The following is a 21,621-nucleotide window of genomic DNA, read 5'->3' on the forward strand; positions in this document are numbered from 1 at the left end:
GGCCGCGACGACCGCGAAAGCCCCCGCGTTCCTCGGCTCCCGCGACCCGCGCTGCGCGCGCTCCGTCGCTCACTCCGTTCGCTCCCTCGCGTGCTTGCGGGGCCGGGGTTCGCCGAGGAACGCGGCCCCTTTCAGTCCCACCCGTGGCCAGGACGGGCGTTCGTCACGAACGGACTGACCCGTGGGCGACTCACGGCTCACTGCGTTCGCCGTCCGTATCGAGGCCTCGGTACGCTCGGCCTCGCGCGCCGCGGTCAGTCGGGAAACGCACGCCGGGTCAATCGTCAGCCATCGCCGCGTCGCCCTCCCGTTCCGCACGCTCGCGCTCGCTCAGGAGCGGCGTCCCGTCGGCCTTCGGGCCGAGCGTCGGGCCGAACGGCGGGCCGTCGTCGGGGTCGATCCGCCGGCGCTCGCGGTAGTCGGTCGAGCGTTCGACGGGGACTCGACCGACCGACGCGATCAGGTCGACGTAGTCGTCGAAGCTGCGGAACTCGCCGAACGAGCCCCCGGCGCGCTTGGTGATCTCCTCGGAGAGGATGGTGCCCATGAAGTCGTTGGCACCGCACGAGAGCGTCTTCAGCGCCTTCGCGTCGCCGTACTTCACCCACGAGGTCTGAACGTTCTCGACGTTGTCGAGGAAGAGCCGGGAGACGGCGATCATGAGCTCGTCCTCGGCGTCGCTGGCGCCGCCGGAGACGACGCCGTGCTCGTACAGCGGCGTGCGCTCGTGGACGAACGAGAGGGGGACGAACTCCGTGATCCCGCCGGTGCGGTCCTGGAGGTCGCGCACCCGCTTCAGGTGCAGCGCGCGGTGCATCTCGTTTTCCACGTGGCCGTACATGATCGTCGCCGTGGCGTCGAGGCCGGCGGCCATCGCCCCCTCCATCGCCTCGATCCAGCCGTCGGTGTCGATCTTCCCGGGGCAGATCACGTCCCTGACCTCGTCGACGAGGATCTCCGCGGCGGTTCCGGGCGCCGAGTCGAGGCCGGCGTCGGCGAGTTCGCGGTACACCTCCTCGTAGCTCCAGTCGGTGCCCCGGCGCGCGTGGTACGCCTCCTCGGGCGTCATCGAGTGGAGGTGGACGCCGTCGACGCTCATCGCCCGCAGCTGCTCGACGTAGGTGCCCGGATCGGTCGCGTACCGCTCGGGCGGCTTGTAGTTCACCTCGCTGCCGGGGCTGTCGTACCCCCGGAGGACCTCGTGGTGCTCCTCGTTCAGCGCGAACGCCGGGTGCAGGCCCGACACCGAGCAGACCTCGTAGACCCCGCGCTCGACGGCCGCGCGGACCGTCTCCCGCGACTCCGCGGGCATCTTCGTGAAGCCGCCGTGGTCGCCGTCGTGGCCCGCCTCGAACCGGTGGGCGGCGTCCTTGAAGTTGCAGAACAGACAGCCCGTGTTGCAGGCGGTCGTGACGTTGTTGTTGAGGTTGGCGACGAACGTCACCTCGTCGCCGACGACCTCGGCGCGCCGGCGGTCGGCCGCCTCCAGCACCCGCTCCTTGCGCTCGCGGTCGATGCCGGGGGTGTCGCTGCCGGTCGTCAGCAGCTCGACCGCGTCGTCGACCGTCAGTCGCGTTCCGTCGCGCGCCTTCGCCAGCGCGTTCTCGAACGACTGGTCGGTCTCGGGGGCGTGCTCGAACCCCAGGTCGTCGGGGTCGAGGTCGGCCGCGGCCGGTCGCGTCATCGTCGTACCGGTGGCGACACGGGGTGAAAAACGGGGCGGTCGCGGCCACCACGGGACGCCGACGTCGGGGGTCGACGGCCGCCGGTCGGTCCCGACTCCGCCCCGATCCGCCGTCGACGCCTCGCCCCCGCCCTCGCCGCTTCGCCGTCGGCGCCCCGCCCTCGTCGCCGCTCCCGCCGGCATATCCCCCGCCGACCGGTGCGTTGATTGTGGATCCGCCGACACTGTATGTCAATGACAACCACGGAAGACGCGACCGCGGGGGCGTCCCGCCACGACGTGGGCTTCCTGGCGGACCTCGCGCTCGACGGCGAGGTGAGCCTCGGCACGTCCGACCGCGCGGAGCACGCGACCGACTACACCACCGACGAGGCCGACGGCGTCGCCCCGGACGCGGTCGTGTACCCGGAGTCGACCGCGGACGTGTCGGCCGTCGTCGGCGCCGCCGACGAGCGCGGCGTCCCGGTCACGGCCTACGCCGCCGGCACCGGACTGGAGGACGGCGCGGTTCCGGTGGACGGGGGGATCAGCATGGACATGACCCGGATGGACGCGATCCACGAGATCCGGCCGGACGACCTCCAGGTCGACGTGGGTCCGGGCGCCATCGGCGCCGACGTGGACGAGGCGGTCGCGAAGCACGGCCTGTTCTTCCCGCCGCTGCCCTCCTCGGGCGACATCTCCACGATCGGCGGGATGATCGCCACCGACGCCTCCGGGATGAAGACGGTCAAGTACGGCGAGGTGGCCGACTGGGTGCTCGAACTGGAGGTCGTCCTCGCGGACGGGTCCGTGACGACCGTCGGGTCGAAGGCGGCCAAGACCTCCAGCGGCTACAACCTCAAGGAGCTGATCGTCGGCAGCGAGGGGACCCTCGGGATCGTCACGCGCGCCACCCTCGAACTCGCGGGCCGGCCCCAGCAGATCCGGGGCGGCCGGGCCACCTTCCCGACGCTGGACGACGCCACCGCCGCCATCTCCGATGCCGTCACCTCCGGCGTCGACGTGGCGAAGATCGAGCTGTTCGACGCGGAGACGGCGATGCTCGCGAACGACTACAGCGACGCCGACCTCCCCGAGCGCCCGATGGTGTTCGTGGAGTTCCACGCCGACCACGGGATCGACGAGGAGATCGACTTCTGCCGGGCGGTGTTCGAGGCCCACGACGTCGAGCAGTTCGAGATGGCGGGCGGCGAGCGGATGGAGGAGCTGTGGCGCGCCCGCAAGGACATCACCTACGCGGCCGAGTCGTACGACCCCGACCGCGAGATGGGCCAGCCGGGCGACGTGACCGTCCCCATCGGCTCGTACCCGGAGATGATCGCGGCGGTGAAAGAGGTCGCCGACGAGTACGACCTGTTCGTCCCGTGCTTCGGCCACGCCGGAGACGGCAACCTCCACTACTTCGTCCTGCAGAACCCCGACGATCCGGACGAGGTCGAGCGCGCGGAGGCGGCCTACGGCGAACTCGTCGAGCGCGCGCTCGACCTGGGCGGCACCGCCACCGGCGAGCACGGCATCGGCGCGGGCAAGCGGACGTACCTCGAACGGGAGCACGGCGCCGCCGCGGTGGGGGCGATGCGGGCGATCAAGGAGGCGCTCGACCCGAACGGAACCCTGAACCCGGGGAAGGTCGTCCCGGACGCCGGGGAGACCCCGGAATAGCACGCGGGGGCGCCCGGAGCGGCCTTTTTGCTCCCCCGCGTCCTACCCGGGGTATGGAACTCGCCACGACGCCGGAATCGCTGTCCTGCTCGGAGTGCGGCGACGGGATCGCGGACACGGGCTACCTGCCGGCGGCCGCCGGCGACGGCGGGTACGAGCCGTTCGTCGACGGGGCGATCTGCGACGCGTGCGGGTACAACGCCGTCGGCATGGCCGGCTGCGCGCCCGAGCTCGACGAGGTGACGGACCCCGGCCCGGCCGACGTCCTGCTGTTCGTTCGCCGGACGGACGACGGGTTCGACGTCGTCCACGCGAAGGAGTAGCGCCGCCGTGGGGAACGGCCGGCGCGCGGGACCCGCGCCGGCCGCCCCGCCGCGGTGTGTCACCCCTCGTGCGGCCGGTCTCGGTCGCGCGGTGCGGGGTCCCGTCGTCCGGCCCGCCTCAGTCGTGGACCGGCACGTCCAGCACGTCCGGCCCGTCCCGGTCCATCGCTTCCCGGACGGCCTCCTCGATCCCGCTCTCGACGAGTTCCCCCCGCGCCCCGTGGCTCTCCGCGTTCGCGGGGATGTCGACCGGCGGCTCGAAGTCCATGCCGACGAACTCGTAGTCGTCCTCGTCGCCGCCGAACAGCCCCAGCATGTTGTCCTTGAGGATGCGGTAGTTCCGGTTGTCCGGGACGACGACGGTCAGGTCGACGCCGTAGCGCGCGGCGGTGTACAGCGTCTGCGGGTAGTAGAGGTACGAGCCGTCGCCGACGAACCCCAGCACGTCGCGGCCGCCGTCGGCGCCGTCGGTCTCGCGCTCCCGCTCGGCCTCCGCCATCGCGGCGCCGACGGCCGCCGGCAGGCCGTAGCCGAGCCCGCCGCCCTTGTTGGAGACGAACCCCTCGGGCTCCAGCGGCCAGCGGGTCAGGAGCTCGTACTTCGCGGTGACGCTCTCGTCGACGACGAGCGCGTCGGAGGCCGCCCGCGCCATCGCCTCGATCAGGTCGCCCTTCGAGGGTCGGGGGTCCCCGGGGTCGCCCCCGTCGCGCCCCCCGAAGCGCTCGCGGACCCGCTCCCTCGTCGCCGCGACCCGCTCCAGTCGCCGCTCGCGCTCCGCGTCGTCGACGCGGTCCCCCACGAGCGTCGCGAGTTCAGCGAGGAGGGCGCCCGGGTCGCCGACGACGGCGGCGTCCGCGGGCGTGTTCTTCCCGAGTTCCCGCGCGTCGGCCCCGAGGTGGACGAGCGAGGCGTCCTCCGGGACCAGGTCCCGCCCCTCCTCGCGTCGGGTCAGCGTCGTGTGGGTCGAGCAGCCGACGAACGCGAGCGCGTCGACGGCCTGGAGCGCGGCGGCGGCGTCCGGGTCCGTCGGGACGAACGACACCCACTGGTCGTGGTCGACGGGGAAGTTCGTCTCGCAGGCGAGGATCTCCCCGTGGACGCGGGCGCCGGCCGCCTCCGCGAGGTCGACGGCGGCGTCGACTGCGTCCCGCCCCGAGCGCGCGACGCCGTCGCCGACGACCAGCACCGGCTCCTCGGCCGCCGCGAGGAGGTCGGCGGCCCGCTCCAGGGCGGCGGGGTCGCCCCGGCCCGCCGTCGGGATCGGCCCGAGCCGTTCGGCCCCGGCGTCGGCGGGGTCGGTCATCACGTCCAGCGGGAGCGCGAGGAAGACGGGACCGGTCGGCGGCGTCAGCGCCGTGCGGACGGCCCGCCGCACCAGCGTCGGGACCGCCGAGGCGTCGAGCGCCTCGCCGGACCACTTGCAGTACTGGTCGACCATCGCCGCCAGGTCGCCCGAGAGGATGGGCTCCTCGTGGCGGAAGTCGGTGGAGTGGTTGCCGGCGGTGACGAGGAGCGGGGCGCCGGTGACGCTCGCGTCGTAGAGGTTGCCGAGCCCGTGGGCCACCCCCGGCGCGACGTGGAGGTTCACGACGCCGAGCGGCAGCACCGAGGGGTCGCGGTGCGCGTGGTACCGGCGCGTCTGCGCGTAGCCCGCCGCGGCCCCGACCGCGACGTCCTCGTGGAGCCCCAGCACGTACTCCAGATCCGAGTCCCCGAGCGCGCGCATCACCGGGAGCTCGGTCGTCCCGGGGTTGCCGAACACCCGGGTCACCCCGTACTCGGCGAGTGCGTCGACGAAGCGGTCCGCGGCCGTCCGTTCCATGTCGGACGCGCGGCGCGAACCCCCTTAGTTCCGTGCCACGCGGTGACACGGACGGCGGTCGCCGCGAACCGGTCGGTCCGTCCCCGGCGGCGGCCCGTCGACGGCGGACGCGCCGCCGATCGGTACCCACGGACGTGCATCATCGTCCCGATCCGTCCGGCCGGTGTGGGCACGGGAGTGGAAGGATTCTTGCCCCCCGCGCTCCCTCTCCCGGCCATGACGAGCGTGAAGGAGTTCGTCGTCGAGCGCGAGCCGACCGCCGACGGCCTCGGGGCCGGCCGGTTCGCCTTCACCGACGACTACTCCGTCTTCGACTGGGGGAAGATGCCCGACCCGATCCCCGGGAAGGGGGCGTCCCTGTGCACGATGGGCGCGTTCAACTTCGAGCTGCTGGAGGACGCCGGCGTCCCGACCCACTACCGCGGGGTCGGGCCCGACGCCGAGCGGCTGTCGGCCGTCTCGGAGCCCCCGCGCGAGCTCGCGATCGACCTCGCGACGGTGCCGGACCTCCCGTTCGCCGACGGCGAGTACGACTACGACGCCTTCCACGCCGAGGCGGCCGAGGCGGCGGGCTACGTCGTCCCCCTGGAGATCGTCTTCCGCAACACCGTCCCGGTCGGCTCCAGCCTCCGCTCGCGCGCGGACCCGCACGACGTGGGGCTCGACCGCGACGGGTGGCCCGCCGAGCCCGTGGAGCTCCCGGAGCCGGTCGTCGAGTTCTCCACGAAGTACGAGGAGCAGGACCGCTACCTCGACGACGACGAGGCCGACCGGATCGCCGGCGCGGCGCCGCTGTCGGAGCTGGAGTCGGTCGCCCGCGAGGTGAACGAGCTGATCACCGAGCGCGCCGGCGAGGCGGGCTTCGTCCACGAGGACGGCAAGATCGAGTGCGTGTACGCCGACGGCGAGGTGCGCGTCGCCGACGTGGTGGGCACGTTCGACGAGAACCGCTTCGCCTACGACGGCCAGGAGGTGTCGAAGGAAGTCGTCCGACAGCACTACAAGCGGGTCGCCCCCGAGTGGGTCGAGGCCGTGAGCGAGGCGAAGGCGCGCGCCGACGAGGAGGGCGTCGCCGACTGGCGGCCCCTCTGTGCGGTCGAGCCGCCCGCGCTGGACCCCGACGTGGTGGAGCGCGTCGCCGACCTGTACGCGGCGGGCGCGAACGCCTACACCGGCGACGAGTGGTTCGACGCCCCGCCGGTCGCCGACGCCGTCGACGCCGTCCGCGACCTGTAGCCGCCGGGCTACTCCGGCGCCGGGGCGACGCCGCCCAGGTCGTAGGCGTCGGGGTCGACGCCCTCGCGGAAGTGGGTCCGGCCCCGGCGGACGACGATGGCGTCGTCGAGGTGCGCCCGCAGGCCGGCGACCAGCGCCTCCGCCTCCAGCGGCCGCCCGCGTTCCTTCAGGTCCTCGGGGTCGTCGTCGGGGTCGACCCGGAACGCCCGCTGGGCGATGATCGGCCCCTGGTCGAGGTCGGTCGTCACGTAGTGGGCGGTTGCGCCGTGGACGCGCGCGCCGCCCTCGACGGCCTGCCGGTACGCCTCCGCGCCGGGGTACGCCGGCAGCAGCGACGGGTGGACGTTGATGATCCGCCCCTCGTAGCGGAAGACGACCTCCGGGGAGAGGATGCGCATGAACCGCGCGAGCACGAGGCAGTCCACGTCGTACTCGTCGAGCACGCGCAGGAGCTCGCGCTCGTCGTGCGACCCGGAGGCGTCGCCGACGTCGACGAACGGCACCTCGTACTCCTCGGCCAGCGACGCGAGCGTGGAGTGGTTGCCGATCATCACCGGCACGGTCGCGTCGAGCGTGCCGTCCTCGCAGGCCTCCAGCACGGCGCGGGGGGCGTGCTCCTCCTTCGTCACGAGCAGCGCCGCCTTCCGGGCCGCACCGTCGTCGGCGCGCCGGACGCGGATGTCGACGCCGAGGTCGTCGCCGAGGTCCGAGAGGTCCTCCTCCAGCGTGGCCGGCTTGCACACCATCCCGTCGGTGTCGGCGTGCAGGCGCATCCGGAAGACGCCGTCGCGCACGTCCTGGTCGAGGTCCTCGATGTTGCAGCCCCGCTCGAACAGCAGGGAGGTGACGCGGGCGACCAGTCCGGTGGCGTCGTCCCCGACGACGACGATCTCGGTGTCCCAGCGCCTCGGTGTCGGACGGTCGGCCGCTTGCATACCCGCGTTTCCTCGCCGGCGAGTAAACACGTGTCGCTCCGCGCGACGACTGCCGTACACGAACGTGGATATCGACCGCGTCCCGAAACCGATTTTGCGCACGACCGCGCACGGTCGAACGATGACCGGCTACACCGCCACGGTGACCGTGCGGCTGAAGCGGGGGGTGCTCGACCCGGAGGCCGAGACGACACAGCGCGCCCTGGAGCGGCTCGGGTTCGACCTGGAGGACCTGCGTTCGGCCGACCGCTTCGAGATCGACCTGGACGCGGCCGACGCCGACGCCGCCCGCGAGCGCGCCGGCGAGATGGCCGACCGCCTGCTCGCGAACCCGACCATCCACGACTACGACGTGGCGGTCGAGGCGCGCGAATGACGGTTTCAGTGATCCAGTTCGGCGGTTCCAACTGCGACCGCGACGCCGTCCGCGCGCTCTCGCACCTCGGCGTGGACGCCGAGCGCGTCTGGCACGAGGACGGCCTCCCCGCGGACACGGACGGGATCGTCGTCCCCGGCGGCTTCAGCTACGGCGACTACCTCCGCGCCGGCGCGATGGCCGCCCGCCAGCCGATCACGGCCGAGGTGCGCGAGGCCGCCGAGGAGGGCGTCCCCGTGCTCGGCGTGTGCAACGGCGCCCAGATCGGCTGCGAGGCCGGCCTCACCGAGGGCGCGTTCACGACGAACCGCTCGGCGCGCTTCCAGTGCGAGCACGTCCACCTCCGGGTCGAGCGCGCGGACACGCCGTGGACCGCCGCCTACGACGAGGGCGACGTGATCGAGGTCCCCATCGCCCACGGCGAGGGGCGCTTCGAGATCCGCGCGGACCGCCTGGAGGCGCTGGAGGCGGAGGACCGCGTGCTGTTCCGCTACTGCGACGCCGACGGCGAGGTCACCGAGGGGGCGAACCCCAACGGGTCGACGGCGAACGTCGCGGGCGTCCTGGGGGCGCGCGAGACGGTCGCCGTGATGATGCCCCACCCCGAGCGGGCGACGCTGCCCGACGTCGGCGGCACCGACGGGCAGGGCGTGCTCCGGGCGTTCGCGGAGTAGCGTCGGGGCCGGCCCCGACGCCGGCGTCGCCGCCGCGGAACGATCGGTGTCGCCGCCGTCCCCTCACTCCTCGCGGGGCGTCGCGATCTCGACGAGGTTGCCGTCGGGGTCGCGGACGTACACCGAGGTGATCGGCCCGGTCGTTCCGGTACGTGCTATCGGTCCCAGTATGACATCGACGCCGCGTTCTCCGAGGGCGCGCTCGATCGCCTCGATCGGCTCGTCGGCGAGCACGCAGAAGTCGCCGCTCCCGGGCGTCGGCGCCGAGGCGACCGGCTCGACGTCCGGGTCGGGCGGGTGGAGGTTGATCTTCTGGTCGCCGAAGCGGACGGCCCGGCGCCCGTCGCCGAACGTCACGGTCTCGGCGCCGATCGACTCGTAGAACGCGACGCTCTCCTCGACGTCCCCGACGCGGAGGACGAAGTGGTCGATCCCGGCGAGGTTCACGATATCCTCCGCGTGTGTGGTCGGTGTGTCACGCCCTCACGGTCGCGCCGGACCCGGATAAAGTCAGTCGCCTCCCGTTCGCTCGCCGTCCGAAGCGCCGCACGAACCGCCGCCTACCTCGCCAGCGGCTGGTTGAACGCCGTCTCCTCCTCCAGTACCAGTTCCCACGTCCGCTCGCACTCGCAGGACACCTGCTCGAACACCGCGGGGTCCTGCCGGAGGTCGAAGTCCTTGATCGCCGTCTGGACGCGGTCGTCGCACTCGCCGCAGTTGTGCGGGCCGCGGTCGCTGCCGTGGCCGACCGGGTCCGAGACGACGATGGCGTCGGCGTCGGCGGTGCGCTCCAGCACGGCCGCGACCGTCCACAGCCACGGTGGGCGGTAGCCCCCGCGGAAGTGGAGCTCGTCGACCATCGTGTACCGCTGGACGTTGCAAGGGTTCATCGAGACGGTGTGGCAGTTGTCGACCCCGGCGCACCGCTCGACCGAGGAGACCATGTCCTCCAGGGCCTCCGACTCCGAGAGGAACGGCGGCTTCATGAGGAGGTACGCCTTCACGCCCGCGCCGGCCTCGCCGGCCTCGGCGCAGGCGTCCTCGAAGTCCGAGAAGGCGAAGTACTTGTTCACGCAGTCGTGGCGGACGCGGTCGGTCGCGGTCTCCAGACCGACGGCCACGTCGGTTTCGAGCCCCTGCTCGGTGAACGCCGAGAGCTTTCCCTCGGAGACGAAGTCCGGGAGCGACTCGACGACGATGCGCTCGCGGTCGCCGAACGTCTCCGCGATGGCTCGGCGAGTCTCGGCGGCCACCTCGCGCTCGTCGAGGAAGGAGCCGGAGGTGTAGATCTTGATCAGCTCCGCGGGCTCGTCGGCCTCGTCGGCCTCGTGTTCCAGGCAGACGTCGATCTGGTCCATGAGCGCCCCGTGGGGGACGCTGCCGCCCTCGACGGACTCGGCGACGTAGCCGCACATCGTGCACCCGCCGGCGCGGGCCCAGCGACACCCGCCGGTGTTGAGGATGATCGTGAGGCTGGTCTTGACGCCGTCGGGCGTGTTGTCCTCGTCGAGCCACACGCGGGTGGGCTCGTGCGGGTCGTACGTCTCGTCGCGCTCCGAGCGGATGTCGCGCATCACCGCGTTGTGGGCGTCCATCCCCCGGTCGCGCTCGTAGACCTCGGGGCTCGGCTGGCTCATGTCGGCTCTGGGCGAGGCCCGCGGAAAACCGCTTCGCTCGCTCTCCCCCTCACTCGGTCGCTCGCTCCCCGCCGCGACGGCGCCACCACGCCGCGCCGACGGCGGCGCCGACGGCGTTCGCCGCGCCGTCGAGGACGGACGGCTCCCGGCCGGGGACGGGCCCCTGCGCGAGTTCGACCCCGGCGCCCAGCGCCGTCGCGACGAGGACGACCCCGGCGAGGCCCGCGACCGGAGCGGCGCCGGGGTGGCCGCCCCCGTCGTCGCCGTCGACGCCGCCGTCCGACCGCCCTCCGAAGGCGGCGCCGGCGAGGGTGTACGCCACCGCGGCGTAGCCGACGACGTGCAGGAGGAGGTCCGTCCCCGGCGGCGCGACGTCCGGCCGGGGCTCGCCGTCGGCCGCGACGGGCGCCGGCACCAGCGACGACGCAACGACTACCGTCGTGACCGCGGCAAATATCGCTAGCCGTCGGGGATCGGCGGTCATCGGATCGATCACCGGACCGCGTCAGGATAACGGCGGCGGCGCGCCGCGGCGCGTCCCGGAAACGCGAAACCGATATCGGTTACGACATCGAGGTAACGGCTAACACGCTACAGTCCCTCATAACTAGTGTAGATTAACCATGACAGACCTCGGCGGATTCAGGGACCACGTGGCGCACGTGGACCTCTCGGAGGAGGACGTATCGTACGCCGGCATCGACGACGAGGACGCGAAGAAGTACATCGGGGCGCGCGGCCTCGGCGTGAAGTACGTGTTCGAGGCGGGCCCGGACGTGGACCCGATGGGACCGGACAACCGGCTGTGCTTCATGAACGGTCCGCTGACGGGCACGCAGACCGTCATGAGCGGCCGGATCGCGGTGACGACGAAGTCCCCGCTCACGGGGACCGTCACGGACAGCCACCACGGCGGCTGGTCCGGCGCCCGGCTCAAGTGGGCCGGGTTCGACGGCCTCGTCTTCGACGGCGCCGCCGACCACCCGGTGTACGCCGTCGTCGAGGACGGCGAGGTGGAGCTGCGTGACGCCTCCCACGTGTCCGGCGAGGGCGTCCACGACACCATCGAGACGCTCGGCGAGGAGGTCGACGGCAGCGTCGGCAAGAACGTCTCGGTGATGGCGATCGGGCCCGCCGGCGAGAACGGCGTCCGGTACGCCTGCATCGTCAACGAGGACGACCGCGCGTCCGGCCGCGGCGGCACGGGCGCGGTGATGGGCTCGAAGAACCTCAAGGCGGTCGTCGTGAAGTCGGGCACGAGGATGCCCAAGCCCGCCGAGCCCGAGACGTTCCAGGAGGGGTACCAGCAGGCGATGCAGGTCATCCAGGAGTCCGACGTGACCGCGCCCAACGAGGGCGGCCTCTCGATGTACGGGACGAACGTCCTGATGAACGCCACCGAGGAGATGGACGGGCTCCCGACGAAGAACGCGAAGTACACCTCCACGAACGCGTTCTCCGAGTCCGAGGGCGTCGACGTCGACGCCGAGCGCGTCTCCGGCGAGAACGTCCGCGAGAACATCCTCGTCGACGAGCCGACGTGTCACTCCTGCCCGGTCGCCTGCAAGAAGGAGGTCGAGGTCGACGTGCTCCACAAGGGCGAGGAGATGAACGTGCGCACGGAGTCGTACGAGTACGAGTCGGCGTTCGCGCTGGGCCCGAACTCCGGGCACACCGAGCGCGACGAGATCGCCGTCATGATCCAGCGGTGCAACGACATGGGCGTCGACACCATCGAGATGGGGAACATGATGGCGATGGCGATGGAGATGTCCGAGGAGGGCAAGCTCGACGGCCTCGCCGAGCAGCTCGACTGGGGCGACACCGAGCGCATGATCGACCTCATCGAGGACGTCGCCCACCGCGACGGCGAGCTGGCCGACGCGCTCGCGGAGGGCGCCGACCGCGTGGCCGAGCGCTTCGACGCCCACGACAACTCCCTGGCGGTCAAGGGCCAGACGATCCCGGCGTACGACCCGCGCTGCATGAAGGGCATGGGCATCGCGTACGCGACCTCCAACCGCGGCGCGTGCCACCTGCGGGCGTACACGCCGTCGGCGGAGATCCTCGGCCTCCCGCAGAAGGTCGACCCCTACGAGTACGAGGGCAAGGGCGAGCTGACCGCGACGTTCCAGGACATGCACGCCATCTCGGACTCGTTCGACATCTGCAAGTTCAACGCGTTCGCGGAGGGCATCGAGGAGTACGTCATGCAGTACAACGGCATGACGGGCCGCGACGTCTCCGAGGACGAGCTGCTGGAGGCGGGCGAGCGCATCTACACGCTGGAGCGCTACTACAACAACCTCGCCGGCTTCGACGGGAGCGACGACTCGCTGCCGGACCGCTTCCTCGCGGACGGCATCCCCGGCCAGGGCGCCTCCGAGGGCGAGTACTGCGAGCTCCCCGAGATGAAGGAGGAGTACTACGAGGTCCGCGGCTGGGTCGACGGCGTCGTCCCCGACGAGAAGCTCGACGAGCTCGAGATCGACATCGGGCCCGGCACCGGCGTCTCCTCGGGCGACTCCGGCGTCGCGCCCGCTGACGACTAGGAACCGGAACCTCTTTTCCCCTCGGGTTTCCTCGCTCGCTCACTTCGTTCGCTCACTGCGGGAACCGCTCGGCGAAAACCCGTTCATGCCAAAGGGCCGCTCGCTCGCCAGCCTCGCGGCTGGCTCGCTCGCGGTACATTTGCTGGTGCTCAGTGGATTCTCGGGGCCATCGTCCCTTTGTTTGCCTTCCGTTCGCACCTACCGCCCCGATTTATCATCCCTCCGGGAGGATCGCGGTCCGTGTCCAGCGAGTCCCCGCCAACCCTCCGAGAATCGCTCAGTTCTCGAACCGGCATCGCGGTCGTCGTCCTGTTCGTCCTGTTCGGCCTCTACGCCGTCCTGATACGGGCGCAGATCCTCGCGATCGTCTACCTCGCGTCGGTCGCGCTCCTCCTGTGGCTGCTCTACCGGTTCGTGCGCGCACACGAGCGTATCGCGGTCGCCCAGGAGCGGCGCGCCGCGGTCGTCGCCGGCGACGGGGCCGAGGGGCGACCGAGTCGAACCGGCGTCGACCGCCCCGCCTCAGGCGTCCCCGAAGCGAGCGATCAGCCAGACCGTGAGGACGACCGCGAGTAGGGAGACGCCGGCGACGCCGAGGAACGCCGCCCGCCGCCCCGCCGCCTCGATGAGGTAGCCGAACACCGGCGGCGCGACGGCGTTGCCGAGCATCACCCCGACGGTGGTGACCGCGAAGCTCGTGCCCGTCGACCCCGACGGCGCGAACGCGTCGGTGAGCTTCGAGCGCGCCGGCCCGGCGACCGAGCGCGCGCCGCCCACGAGGAGCACGAGCCCGACGGCCGCCAGCGGGCCGACCGTCCCGAGCGCGAACACGCCCACGAGGACGGTCACGGCCGCGAAGCTGGCGACCATCACCGGCCCGGCGCTGACCCGGTCGGAGAGGTCGCCGCCGACGAAGACGGCGACGGCGCCGACGAGGTACGAGCCCGTCAGCGCGAGGTTCGCCCGCGACAGCGACAGCCCGTAGCCGTCCTGCAGGAACACGACGACGTAGCTGGTGAACCCCCACCCCGCCGTCGAGGTGACCAGCGCCAGCAGCGCCAGCGCGAGCACGCCCGGCGCGGCCGCCAGCCCCCGGAGATACGCCCGGGCCCGCGCGAGCCACGACCCCGGGGCGCCGCCGTCGCCGCGGGGGTCGGCGGTCGCGCCGTCGTCCGCGCCGTCGGTCCCGTCGCCCGCCCCGCGGTTCGGCGCGGTGACGGTCTCGTCGACGCGGGCGGCGAACAGCCACGTGACCGCGACGGCGAACAGGAGGCCGACGGCGCCGATGAGGCCGACGCCGAGCCGCCAGGAGTAGCCCGCCGAGACGACCCACGCGAGCAGCACCGGCGGGGTGGCGAAGCCGAGCGAGCCGCCGAAGCCGTAGAGGCTGTACGCCCGCCCCATCAGGTCCTCCGGCGTCGCGTCGGAGATGAGCGGGTAGTGGGCCGGGTGGTGGCCGGCGACGCCGACGCCGATGACCGCCTGCGCGACGAGCAGCCACTCGTAGGTGGGCGCGGCGGCGGCCGCGAGCACCCCCACGGCGCCCAGCACCGACGAGAGCCCGAGCGCGAGCGTCCGGTCGTAGCGGTCCGCGAGACGCCCGAACGGGAGCTGGAACGCCGTGTTCGTCGCGCCCTGCACGCCGAGGGCGACGCCAAGCGCCGCCAGCCCGACCGCGAACTCGCCGGAGAGCACCGCCAGGATCGGCGGGAACAGCACGAGGTACGCGTGGTTGAGGTACTGCGAGGCGGCGACGGCGCCGACGACCACCCACGTCTCGCGGGGCGCCCGGCGCGCGGCCGCCAGCGGCGACTCCGTCATCGGCGGGCGTTCCGCGCGCCGACGGGTGTACGCGCGCACTCCGGCAATCGCCGCCGTCTCCGCGGGACGGCGGCGGGACTCCCCGCGGGCCGACCGGGCGGTCGCCCCGGCCCGCACGCGCTCACAGCAGGAAGCGCGCGAGGTGGAGCCCCGCCATCCCCGCCGCGACCGTCCACAGCACGTCCCGGGTCCGCCAGGCGGCAAGCACCGCGGCGGCGCCGCCGAGGATCTCGGGCGTGAGCACGGCCGCGGGGGTCGGCGCGGCGGGGGCGAAGTCGGGGGCGACGAGCGCCGCCAGCACCGCCGGCGGGACGTACGTCAGCGCCCGCTTCAGCCACGGCGGCACCTCGTCGACCCGGCCGAACAGGTGGATGAACGACAGCCGGATGGCGAAGGTGGCGAGCCCGCCGGCGACGACGACCGCCCACACCGACAGCGGGCCGTAGCTCGTCGTCACCGGTGGCCCTCCGTGGGGTCCGCGTCGTCCGGGTCGCCGAGGCCGACCTCCTCGGCGGCGATGCCGACGAGCACGCCGACGACGGCGCCGACGACCAGCCCGGCGTTGAAGGGGAGCCCCGCGCCGGCGACCGCGACCGCGGCGGCGACGACGGCCGCCGCGAGGCTCGGCGCGTCCGAGACGGCCGGCACGAGCAGCGCCAGGAACACCAGCGGCACGGCGAAGCCGAGCCGCCACCCGTCGGGGACGGCGGCGCCGAAGACGACGCCGGCGACGGTGCCCGCCTGCCAGACGACCCAGAGGGTGACCGCGACGCCGAGGTAGTAGTACGGGCGGCGGGTGTCCGCGCCGCGGTCGCGGTCGCTCGTGTACCGCGCCAGCGCCAGCGCGTACGCCTGGTCCGTGAGCAGGTACGCGCAGCCGGCGCGGACGCGCGCCGGGAGGACGCGGAAGTACGGCGCGATCGACGCCGAGTACATGAGCATCCGGAGGTTGATCACGACGACCGTGAGCACGACGACGCCCAGCGCGGCGTCGGCTCCGAGCAGCTCGATGGCGGCCAGCTGGGAGGCGCCGGCGAAGACCACGACCGACAGCCCGACCGTCTGCAGCGGCGTGAGCCCTGCCTCGACGCCGGCGACGCCGGCGACGAGCGCGAACGGGACCACCCCGAGCAACAGCGGGAGGGTGTCGCGGACGCCGTCGCGGAGGTCGGGCGGGATGCGACTGTCCATGCCGGAGGGGCGGCGCGCGTCCTCAAGGGGTCGTCGGTCCCGGTACCCGACGACCGCTCACTCGGCCGGCGGGTCGCCCGTCTGGTCGGCCTCCTCGGCCAGCGCCGACCGCAGCGCCGCGGCGAGTTCGCCCTCCTCCAGCGGCTTGTGAACGTAGCCGTCGGCGCCCGCCCGGACCGCCCGCTTGAGCTGTTCCTGCTGGTCGACGCAGGAACAGAACACCACGACAGCCTCGGGATCGCCTTCCTTGATCGCCGCCGTCGCCGTCGGCCCGTCGAGCGCGGGGAGCGCGAAGTCCATCGTCACCGCGTCCGGGTCGACCTCGCGGTACGTCGCGACCGCCTCCTCGCCGTCCGCCGCCTCCGCCACCACGTCGAACGTCGGCTCCAGTCGCTCGCGGATCCGCGACCGCTGGAACGCGGAGTCGTCGACGACGAGCACGCGTTCGTTCACGTTCGCAAACACGTACGACAGCTAATAATTCTTCCCGGTTTCGTTCGACGGACACGGGGAGAACCGAACCGGGTCACCGCGTGACGACGGCCGCCTCGCGGAGGTCGAGCGCGGACTCGAACTCCCGCCTGCGTCGCCGTCGCGATCCGACGCGGAGGAGGTGCTGCTCGTGGGCGCGCCGCAGCGCGTCGGCCTCGCGGTCGGCGAGGCCCAGCGCCTCGCCGACCTCGGCCCAGTGGCCCTCCGGCACGAGGTACGTCGCGACCCCGTCGGCCTCGTCGACGCGCTCGTAGGAGCGTTCGTACTCGTCGACCCGTTCGCGGAGGTAGTCGTCGGCGGCGCGCAGCAGGGTCGGGAGCCGGCCGGCGCGGACGCTCGCCTTCGCCGCCGCGATCATGAGCGCGTTGCCGTCGATGGGGTGGCCGGTCTCGCGCGCCTCCGGGTCGTAGTTCGGGTCCGGGCCGGGGCGGTCCGGCGCCGGGTCGCCGTCCGCGGCGTCCTCGCCGCCCGGGCCGTCCCCGTCGTTCCGTGGGTTCTCGCCGTCGCCGTCGGCGGCGATCCGGCCTTCCGGGGTGCCCTCGTCGGCGGGGTCCTCCGGTCCGGTCATCAGCCGCCCGCGCGCATCGCCTTCTGGCCGAACCGTTCCAGCAGGTCGTCGACCGTCGCCTCGTCGCCCTCGACGGTGACGGTCACCTCGGTGAGGCTGATGGCGCCGGCGGCGGTGACGGGCTCGGCGGACACCTCCGCGCGCCAGCCGTCGGCGACCACCTCGGTCGCCTCCTCGTCGGGGGCGTCCGTCTCCCCGCCGAGGCCCCGGAGGTAGTGGACCGCCAGCCGGCGGGAGATGCCCCGGTAGGACTCGGTCCGGGTGACCGTCCCCGCGCCCGCGCTCGAACCCGCGTCCGCGTCCGCGTCGGGGTCGGGATCCGGGTCGGCGGCGCTGTCGGCGCCGCCGGCGACGGGCGGGAACACCGCGAGGGTGTCGCCGTCGGAGACGGCCGTGTCGATGCCGTCCATGTGCAGCACCTCCCGGCCGTTGAGCAGGACGTTGATCTGCGGCTTGAGGTCGCCGTCCTCCAGCAGGCCGCCGTCGAGGCCGTCGTACTCCTCCTCTAAGGCCGCGAGCACCTCGCCGACGGTCGAGGCGTTCGGGAACTCCCGTTCGACGGTCTTCGAGCCGACCGCCTCCCGGAAGGTGGCGAAGAACTTCAGGGTGAGTTCCATCGTCCCAACGTGGGGGAGGACGCGTAAAAAGATGCGCGGGGAGTGCGAGGCGCGAGCAACGCGGGGCCGACCGAAGGGAGGCCTCGGAAGACCGGCGTTCACAAACCGCTGCGCGATCTGTGAGCTCACGAGACCGCAGGTCTCGTGACCGGCGATGTCCCCGTGCCGAGCCGCCCATCGAGGGGGGTCGTGAGCACCGCGGGCCCGCCGAACCGGAAACCGCCACCCGTATAGCCCCCACGCACGGAGCGGGACGCATGAGCGACACCCTCGACCGCGACCTCTACGAGCGGACCAAGGCGCTGCTGGAGCCCGGCGACATCGACCTGCTCGGGATGGTCGTCCACACCGCGCTGGACGGCCAGCAGGACCTCGAGATGCACGAGCTCACCGTCGACCTCAACGAGGTGATCGCCGACCACGCCGGCGCGGGCGAGACGTTCATCTACGCCGGCAACGACGACCCCGACTTCTCCTCGAACCAGTTCCAGGGGCTGACCCTCGACGGGGAGGAGTTCGTCTGGGAGTGCCAGCAGCTGCTGCGCGAGGGGAGCTTCGACCTCGTGTTCTACTACGAGGCGGGCGTCGACCAGGAGGCGCTGGCGGCGGACGTGACCGCGCTCGACAACGTCGACGACGTGACGGTCGTTCCCTGACTCCGGGCCGGACCGGACCGGATCGGTCGGGTCGGGCCGAGGCGGGGCACGCCGGTCCGGGACGCCGCCCCGGCGACGACGGCGACGTCGACGCGACCGGCGGGACGGGTACCACGAACGCGACGCTTATCCTCGCGGCGTCCCGAGCGCGACCATGGACACAGTCGGGACGGACGCCGACCTCTCGACGCTCGAACGCGCCGTCGTCAACGCCTTCCAGGGCGGCTTCCCGGTCGTGGAGCGCCCGTGGGAGCCGGCCGCGGCGGCGCTGTCCGAGCGCGGCGTCGACGTCGACGCCGACGGACTGCTCGCGACCGTCCGCGACCTCGACGAGCGCGGCGTGCTCTCGCGGTTCGGCGCGCTCGTGAACGCCGAGGAGATCGGCGGCACCGCGACGCTCGTGGCGATGCACGCCCCCGAGGAGGAGTTCGAGGAGATCGCGGAGACGGTCAACGGCTTCCGGGAGGTCGCGCACAACTACGAGCGCGAGCACCCGCACCTGAACATGTGGTTCGTCGTGAGCGTGGCCGACGAGGCGGAGGTGGAACGCGTCCTCGCGGACATCGAGGACGCGACGGGACAGGAGACGTACAACCTCCCGAAGCGGGAGGAGTTCCACGTCGGCGCGAAGTTCCTGCTCGAGGGTCCCGTCGCCGACGGCGACCTGGACCTGTCGCACCTCGGCCCCGACGTGACGCCGACCGACGAGCGCGGCATCACCGCCCGCGAGCGCGACCTCGTCGTCGAGATCCAGGGCGGCCTGCCGGTCACCGAGACGCCGTACGCCGACGTGGCCGAGGCGGTCGGCCAGCCCGTCGAGTGGGTCGTCGGGACGATCAAGCGCTTCGAGGCGGAGGGGAAGGTCCGCCGCGTGGGCGTCATCCCGAACCACTACGCGCTGGGGTACACCGAGAACGGGATGACCGTCTGGGACGTGCCCGACGACCTGCTCGGCGAGGTCGGGCCCGCGGTCGCCTCGCTCGGGTTCGTCACCCACTGCTACCACCGGCCGCGTCACGAGGGCGTGTGGCCGTACAACTTCTTCGCGATGACCCACGGCCGCGACGAGGCGGAGTCGGCCGAGCGGATCGCGCAGGTGCGCGGGGTGATGGCGGAGTACTGGGACGTCGGCGACGACGACTGGGACACGCTGTTCTCCTCGCGCATCCTGAAGAAGACGGGCATCCGGCTGGACGAGCGCGCCGACGCGCAGGTGCGCGAGGACGGCGCGGAGTCAGGCCCCGCCGACGCGTGACCCGCGTCCGACGCGCGCGCCCGACGGCGCGCCCCGAACCCGTTCGCCCGCGTTCCGTGGCCCGCGATCCCGGGGAGGGGGTTTATGTATCGCGGGCGGGAGCACCGCACGATGGCGAGGGCGAGCCGTGATCCCGCTGCTGCACGACTTCGAGGGCGAGACCGTCCTCGTGGTCGGGGGCGGCCCGGTCGGCGCGCGCAAGGCGCGGACGTTCGCCCGGGAGGCCCGGACGGTCGTCGTGAGCCCGGCGTTCGCCGACCGCGACTTCGGCGACGCGGCGCTGGTGCGCGCGGCGCCGGCCCCCGAGGACCTGTCCGACTGGGTGGCGCGGCTCGACCCCGCGCTCGTGGTCGCCGCGACCGACGACGAGGCGGTCAACGGGGCCGCCGAGCGGGCGGCCCGGGAGGCCGGCGCGCTGGTCAACCGCGCGGACCGCTCCGGCGGGCGCGACGCCGGCAGCGTCGTCGTCCCGGCGACGGTCCGCGACGACCCCGTCGTCGCGGCGGTGGCGACCGGCGGGGCGGCGCCGGCGCTGTCGAAGGAGCTGCGCCGGCGGATCGAGTCGGAGATCGAGGGCGCCGGCGCGATGGCCGAGCTGGTCGCCGAGATCCGGGCCGACCTGCGGGCGTCGGACGCGTCGCCGACCGACCGACGGGAGGCGGTTCGGGCGGTCGTGGAGGCGTCGTCGGTTTGGAAGGCTTTACAAGAGGGAGTCTCCAATGCCCGCCAAGAAGCCGAGCGAGTCATGGAGGAGATCGATGATTGACACCGGCGTCGTCGCGGGCGTGAGCGTGAGCCACGCGCTCGCGTCGGTCGACGAGATCGAGTCCGCGCAGGGCGCGGACGAGGCGACGCTCGTGTCGGAGCTGCTCGGGCGCGAGGGCGTCGAGGAGGCGTTCGCGATCGGGACGTGCAACCGCGCGGAGGCGTACGTCGCCGCCGGCGACGCCGCCGAGGCGCGCGCGGCCCTGGAGCCGTTCGCCCCGGAGGTGCGCGAGGGGGCGGTCGTGCACCTCGACCACGAGGGGAGCCTGCGACACCTCATGCGGGTGGCGGCCGGCCTGGAGTCGCTCGTGCTCGGGGAGGACCAGATCCTCGGGCAGCTGGGCGACGCCGCCGAGCGCGCCCGCGAGGTCGGCGGACTCCGCGGCGGCGTGCTCGACGACGCGCTCTCGAAGGCGCTGCAGGTGGGCAAGCGCGCCCGCGCCGAGACGGCGATCAACGAGGGCTCCGTCTCGCTGGGGTCGGCGGCGGTCGAGCTCGCCGCCCGCGAGACGACGCTCTCGGGCGCGACCGCGCTGGTCGTCGGCGCCGGCGAGATGGGGACGCTCGCGGCCCGGGCGCTCGACGACTCCCCGGTCTCGCGCGTCGTCGTCGCGAACCGCTCGCTCCCGACGGCCGAACACGTCGCCGCCGAACTCGACACGGCGTCGACGGCGCTCCCGCTTTCGGCGGTCCCGCGGGCGGCCGCCGAGGCGGACGTGGTCATCACCGCGACCGGCGCGAACGAGCCGCTGTTCGACGGGGAGACGTTCGTGGACGCCGGCGAGACGCTGTGTATCGACCTCGGCCAGCCCCGCGACGTCGTCCCCGGCGCCGGCGACGAGACCGTCGCGGTCCGCGACATCGACGACCTCGAGGCGGTCACCGGCGAGACGCGCGAGCGGCGCGAGGAGGCCGCCGCGGCCGTCGAGGAGATGATCGACGCCGAGTTCGACCGCCTCCTCGATGAGTTCAAGCGCAAGCGCGCCGACGACGCCGTCTCGGCGATGTACGAGTCGGCCGAGCGCACGAAACGGCGCGAGCTCCGGGAGGCGATGGCGAAGCTCGAATCCCAGGGGGACCTCACCGACGAGCAGCGCGAGACGGTCGCGGCCCTCGCGGACGCGCTCGTCGGGCAACTGCTCGCGGCGCCGACGAAGAGCCTGCGCGAGGCGGCTGTCGAGGACGACTGGGAGACCATCCACACGGCGATGCAGCTGTTCGATCCCGAGTTCGACGGCGCGCCCCCCGTGCCGGACGCGGCGGACGCGCCAGACGGCGACGCCGAGGTGCCGGCGCACGTGCTCGAACGGATGACGGACGACTGATCCCCGGCCGTAGTTTTCTCGCCGATC

Annotated in this window: 22 protein-coding genes and 1 pseudogene; 11 read left to right on the forward strand and 12 right to left on the reverse strand. The window is 73.0% G+C overall.

The window, feature by feature from the left end:
* Positions 1–277: 277 nt before the first annotated feature.
* Entirely contained in the window at positions 278–1,684 is a 1,407-nt protein-coding gene (cofH, locus tag ACQUQ1_RS01515; RefSeq protein WP_435062486.1) for a 7,8-didemethyl-8-hydroxy-5-deazariboflavin synthase subunit CofH, read from the reverse strand.
* A gap of 234 nt (positions 1,685–1,918) precedes the next feature.
* On the opposite strand from cofH, the gene ACQUQ1_RS01520 reads away from it, so the two are divergent.
* Positions 1,919–3,349: an FAD-binding oxidoreductase gene (locus ACQUQ1_RS01520; protein ID WP_435062487.1), complete on the forward strand. Its 1,431-nt coding sequence runs from the start codon at positions 1,919–1,921 to the stop codon at positions 3,347–3,349.
* Positions 3,350–3,402: 53 nt separating this feature from the next.
* A complete protein-coding gene (locus tag ACQUQ1_RS01525; RefSeq protein WP_435062488.1) occupies positions 3,403–3,672 on the forward strand; it encodes a hypothetical protein in 270 nt (89 codons plus the stop codon).
* Positions 3,673–3,790: 118 nt separating this feature from the next.
* Here the strand turns inward: ACQUQ1_RS01525 and ACQUQ1_RS01530 are convergent, their stop codons facing one another.
* Positions 3,791–5,494 carry a thiamine pyrophosphate-binding protein gene (locus tag ACQUQ1_RS01530; RefSeq protein ID WP_435062489.1) on the reverse strand — a complete coding sequence of 568 codons (1,704 nt, stop codon included), beginning with the start codon at positions 5,492–5,494 and terminating at the stop codon, positions 3,791–3,793.
* Positions 5,495–5,710: 216 nt separating this feature from the next.
* Between ACQUQ1_RS01530 and ACQUQ1_RS01535 the strand changes: the two genes are divergently transcribed.
* The gene (locus ACQUQ1_RS01535; protein ID WP_435062490.1) at positions 5,711–6,730 is read left to right on the forward strand and encodes a phosphoribosylaminoimidazolesuccinocarboxamide synthase; all 1,020 of its coding nucleotides are present in this window, start codon (positions 5,711–5,713) and stop codon (positions 6,728–6,730) included.
* Positions 6,731–6,738: 8 nt separating this feature from the next.
* On the opposite strand, the gene ACQUQ1_RS01540 is transcribed toward ACQUQ1_RS01535, so the two are convergent.
* Positions 6,739–7,665, reverse strand: coding sequence for a formyltetrahydrofolate deformylase (locus ACQUQ1_RS01540; protein ID WP_435062491.1), 927 nt, complete (start codon positions 7,663–7,665; stop codon positions 6,739–6,741).
* Positions 7,666–7,786: 121 nt separating this feature from the next.
* On the opposite strand from ACQUQ1_RS01540, the gene purS reads away from it, so the two are divergent.
* The gene (gene purS, locus ACQUQ1_RS01545) at positions 7,787–8,041 is read left to right on the forward strand and encodes a phosphoribosylformylglycinamidine synthase subunit PurS (RefSeq protein WP_435062492.1); all 255 of its coding nucleotides are present in this window, start codon (positions 7,787–7,789) and stop codon (positions 8,039–8,041) included.
* Positions 8,038–8,715 (forward strand): phosphoribosylformylglycinamidine synthase I, encoded by a 678-nt coding sequence (purQ, locus tag ACQUQ1_RS01550; protein ID WP_435062493.1) that lies wholly within the window; start codon positions 8,038–8,040, stop codon positions 8,713–8,715. Before purS ends, purQ begins: the two co-directional genes overlap by 4 nt.
* 63 nt (positions 8,716–8,778) lie before the next feature.
* Here the strand turns inward: purQ and ACQUQ1_RS01555 are convergent, their stop codons facing one another.
* From ACQUQ1_RS01555 to ACQUQ1_RS01565, 3 genes are all read right to left on the reverse strand, one after another.
* Positions 8,779–9,162, reverse strand: a complete 384-nt coding sequence (locus tag ACQUQ1_RS01555; RefSeq protein WP_435062494.1) for a VOC family protein — start codon at positions 9,160–9,162, stop codon at positions 8,779–8,781.
* 113 nt (positions 9,163–9,275) lie between these two features.
* Complete coding sequence (locus ACQUQ1_RS01560) at positions 9,276–10,352, reverse strand: archaeosine biosynthesis radical SAM protein RaSEA (protein ID WP_435062495.1); 1,077 nt, start codon at positions 10,350–10,352, stop codon at positions 9,276–9,278.
* A 49-nt stretch (positions 10,353–10,401) separates the two neighbouring features.
* Positions 10,402–10,836 (reverse strand): hypothetical protein, encoded by a 435-nt coding sequence (locus ACQUQ1_RS01565; protein ID WP_435062496.1) that lies wholly within the window; start codon positions 10,834–10,836, stop codon positions 10,402–10,404.
* A gap of 139 nt (positions 10,837–10,975) precedes the next feature.
* On the opposite strand from ACQUQ1_RS01565, the gene ACQUQ1_RS01570 reads away from it, so the two are divergent.
* Together ACQUQ1_RS01570 and ACQUQ1_RS01575 are read left to right on the forward strand one after the other, a co-directional pair.
* Entirely contained in the window at positions 10,976–12,904 is a 1,929-nt protein-coding gene (locus ACQUQ1_RS01570) for an aldehyde ferredoxin oxidoreductase family protein (RefSeq protein WP_435062497.1), read from the forward strand.
* Between the two features lie 240 nt (positions 12,905–13,144).
* Entirely contained in the window at positions 13,145–13,480 is a 336-nt protein-coding gene (locus ACQUQ1_RS01575) for a hypothetical protein (RefSeq protein ID WP_435062498.1), read from the forward strand.
* Here the strand turns inward: ACQUQ1_RS01575 and ACQUQ1_RS01580 are convergent.
* The 6 genes and pseudogenes from ACQUQ1_RS01580 to ACQUQ1_RS01605 form a co-directional block, all read right to left on the reverse strand.
* Positions 13,427–14,725 (reverse strand): MFS transporter, encoded by a 1,299-nt coding sequence (locus ACQUQ1_RS01580; protein ID WP_435062499.1) that lies wholly within the window; start codon positions 14,723–14,725, stop codon positions 13,427–13,429. The two genes, ACQUQ1_RS01575 and ACQUQ1_RS01580, sit on opposite strands and share 54 nt — an antisense overlap.
* A gap of 121 nt (positions 14,726–14,846) precedes the next feature.
* Positions 14,847–15,182 (reverse strand): AzlD domain-containing protein, encoded by a 336-nt coding sequence (locus ACQUQ1_RS01585; protein ID WP_435062500.1) that lies wholly within the window; start codon positions 15,180–15,182, stop codon positions 14,847–14,849.
* Positions 15,179–15,916, reverse strand: a complete 738-nt coding sequence (locus ACQUQ1_RS01590) for an AzlC family ABC transporter permease (protein WP_435062501.1) — start codon at positions 15,914–15,916, stop codon at positions 15,179–15,181. Before ACQUQ1_RS01590 ends, ACQUQ1_RS01585 begins: the two co-directional genes overlap by 4 nt.
* Before the next feature lie 57 nt (positions 15,917–15,973).
* Positions 15,974–16,369: a response regulator gene (locus tag ACQUQ1_RS01595; RefSeq protein WP_435062502.1), complete on the reverse strand. Its 396-nt coding sequence runs from the start codon at positions 16,367–16,369 to the stop codon at positions 15,974–15,976.
* A 73-nt stretch (positions 16,370–16,442) separates the two neighbouring features.
* The gene (locus ACQUQ1_RS01600) at positions 16,443–16,976 is read right to left on the reverse strand and encodes a hypothetical protein (RefSeq protein WP_435062503.1); all 534 of its coding nucleotides are present in this window, start codon (positions 16,974–16,976) and stop codon (positions 16,443–16,445) included.
* Positions 16,977–17,314: 338 nt separating this feature from the next.
* Positions 17,315–17,593: pseudogene (locus ACQUQ1_RS01605) on the reverse strand (ubiquitin-like small modifier protein 1); the annotation flags it as partial.
* Positions 17,594–17,850: 257 nt separating this feature from the next.
* On the opposite strand from ACQUQ1_RS01605, the gene ACQUQ1_RS01610 reads away from it, so the two are divergent.
* The 4 genes from ACQUQ1_RS01610 to hemA all read left to right on the forward strand — a co-directional run bounded on the left by ACQUQ1_RS01610 (position 17,851) and on the right by hemA (position 21,594).
* A complete protein-coding gene (locus tag ACQUQ1_RS01610; protein WP_435062504.1) occupies positions 17,851–18,249 on the forward strand; it encodes a DUF5778 family protein in 399 nt (132 codons plus the stop codon).
* Positions 18,250–18,403: 154 nt separating this feature from the next.
* Positions 18,404–19,504: a siroheme decarboxylase subunit beta gene (gene ahbB, locus ACQUQ1_RS01615; protein WP_435062505.1), complete on the forward strand. Its 1,101-nt coding sequence runs from the start codon at positions 18,404–18,406 to the stop codon at positions 19,502–19,504.
* Positions 19,505–19,631: 127 nt separating this feature from the next.
* Entirely contained in the window at positions 19,632–20,270 is a 639-nt protein-coding gene (locus tag ACQUQ1_RS01620; RefSeq protein WP_435062506.1) for a precorrin-2 dehydrogenase/sirohydrochlorin ferrochelatase family protein, read from the forward strand.
* Complete coding sequence (gene hemA / locus ACQUQ1_RS01625) at positions 20,263–21,594, forward strand: glutamyl-tRNA reductase (RefSeq protein ID WP_435062507.1); 1,332 nt, start codon at positions 20,263–20,265, stop codon at positions 21,592–21,594. The genes ACQUQ1_RS01620 and hemA overlap by 8 nt, the downstream gene beginning before the upstream one ends.
* The last annotated feature ends 27 nt before the right edge of the window (positions 21,595–21,621 follow it).

Source organism: Halobaculum sp. EA56, assembly GCF_051195075.1.
Lineage (GTDB): Archaea > Halobacteriota > Halobacteria > Halobacteriales > Haloferacaceae > Halobaculum.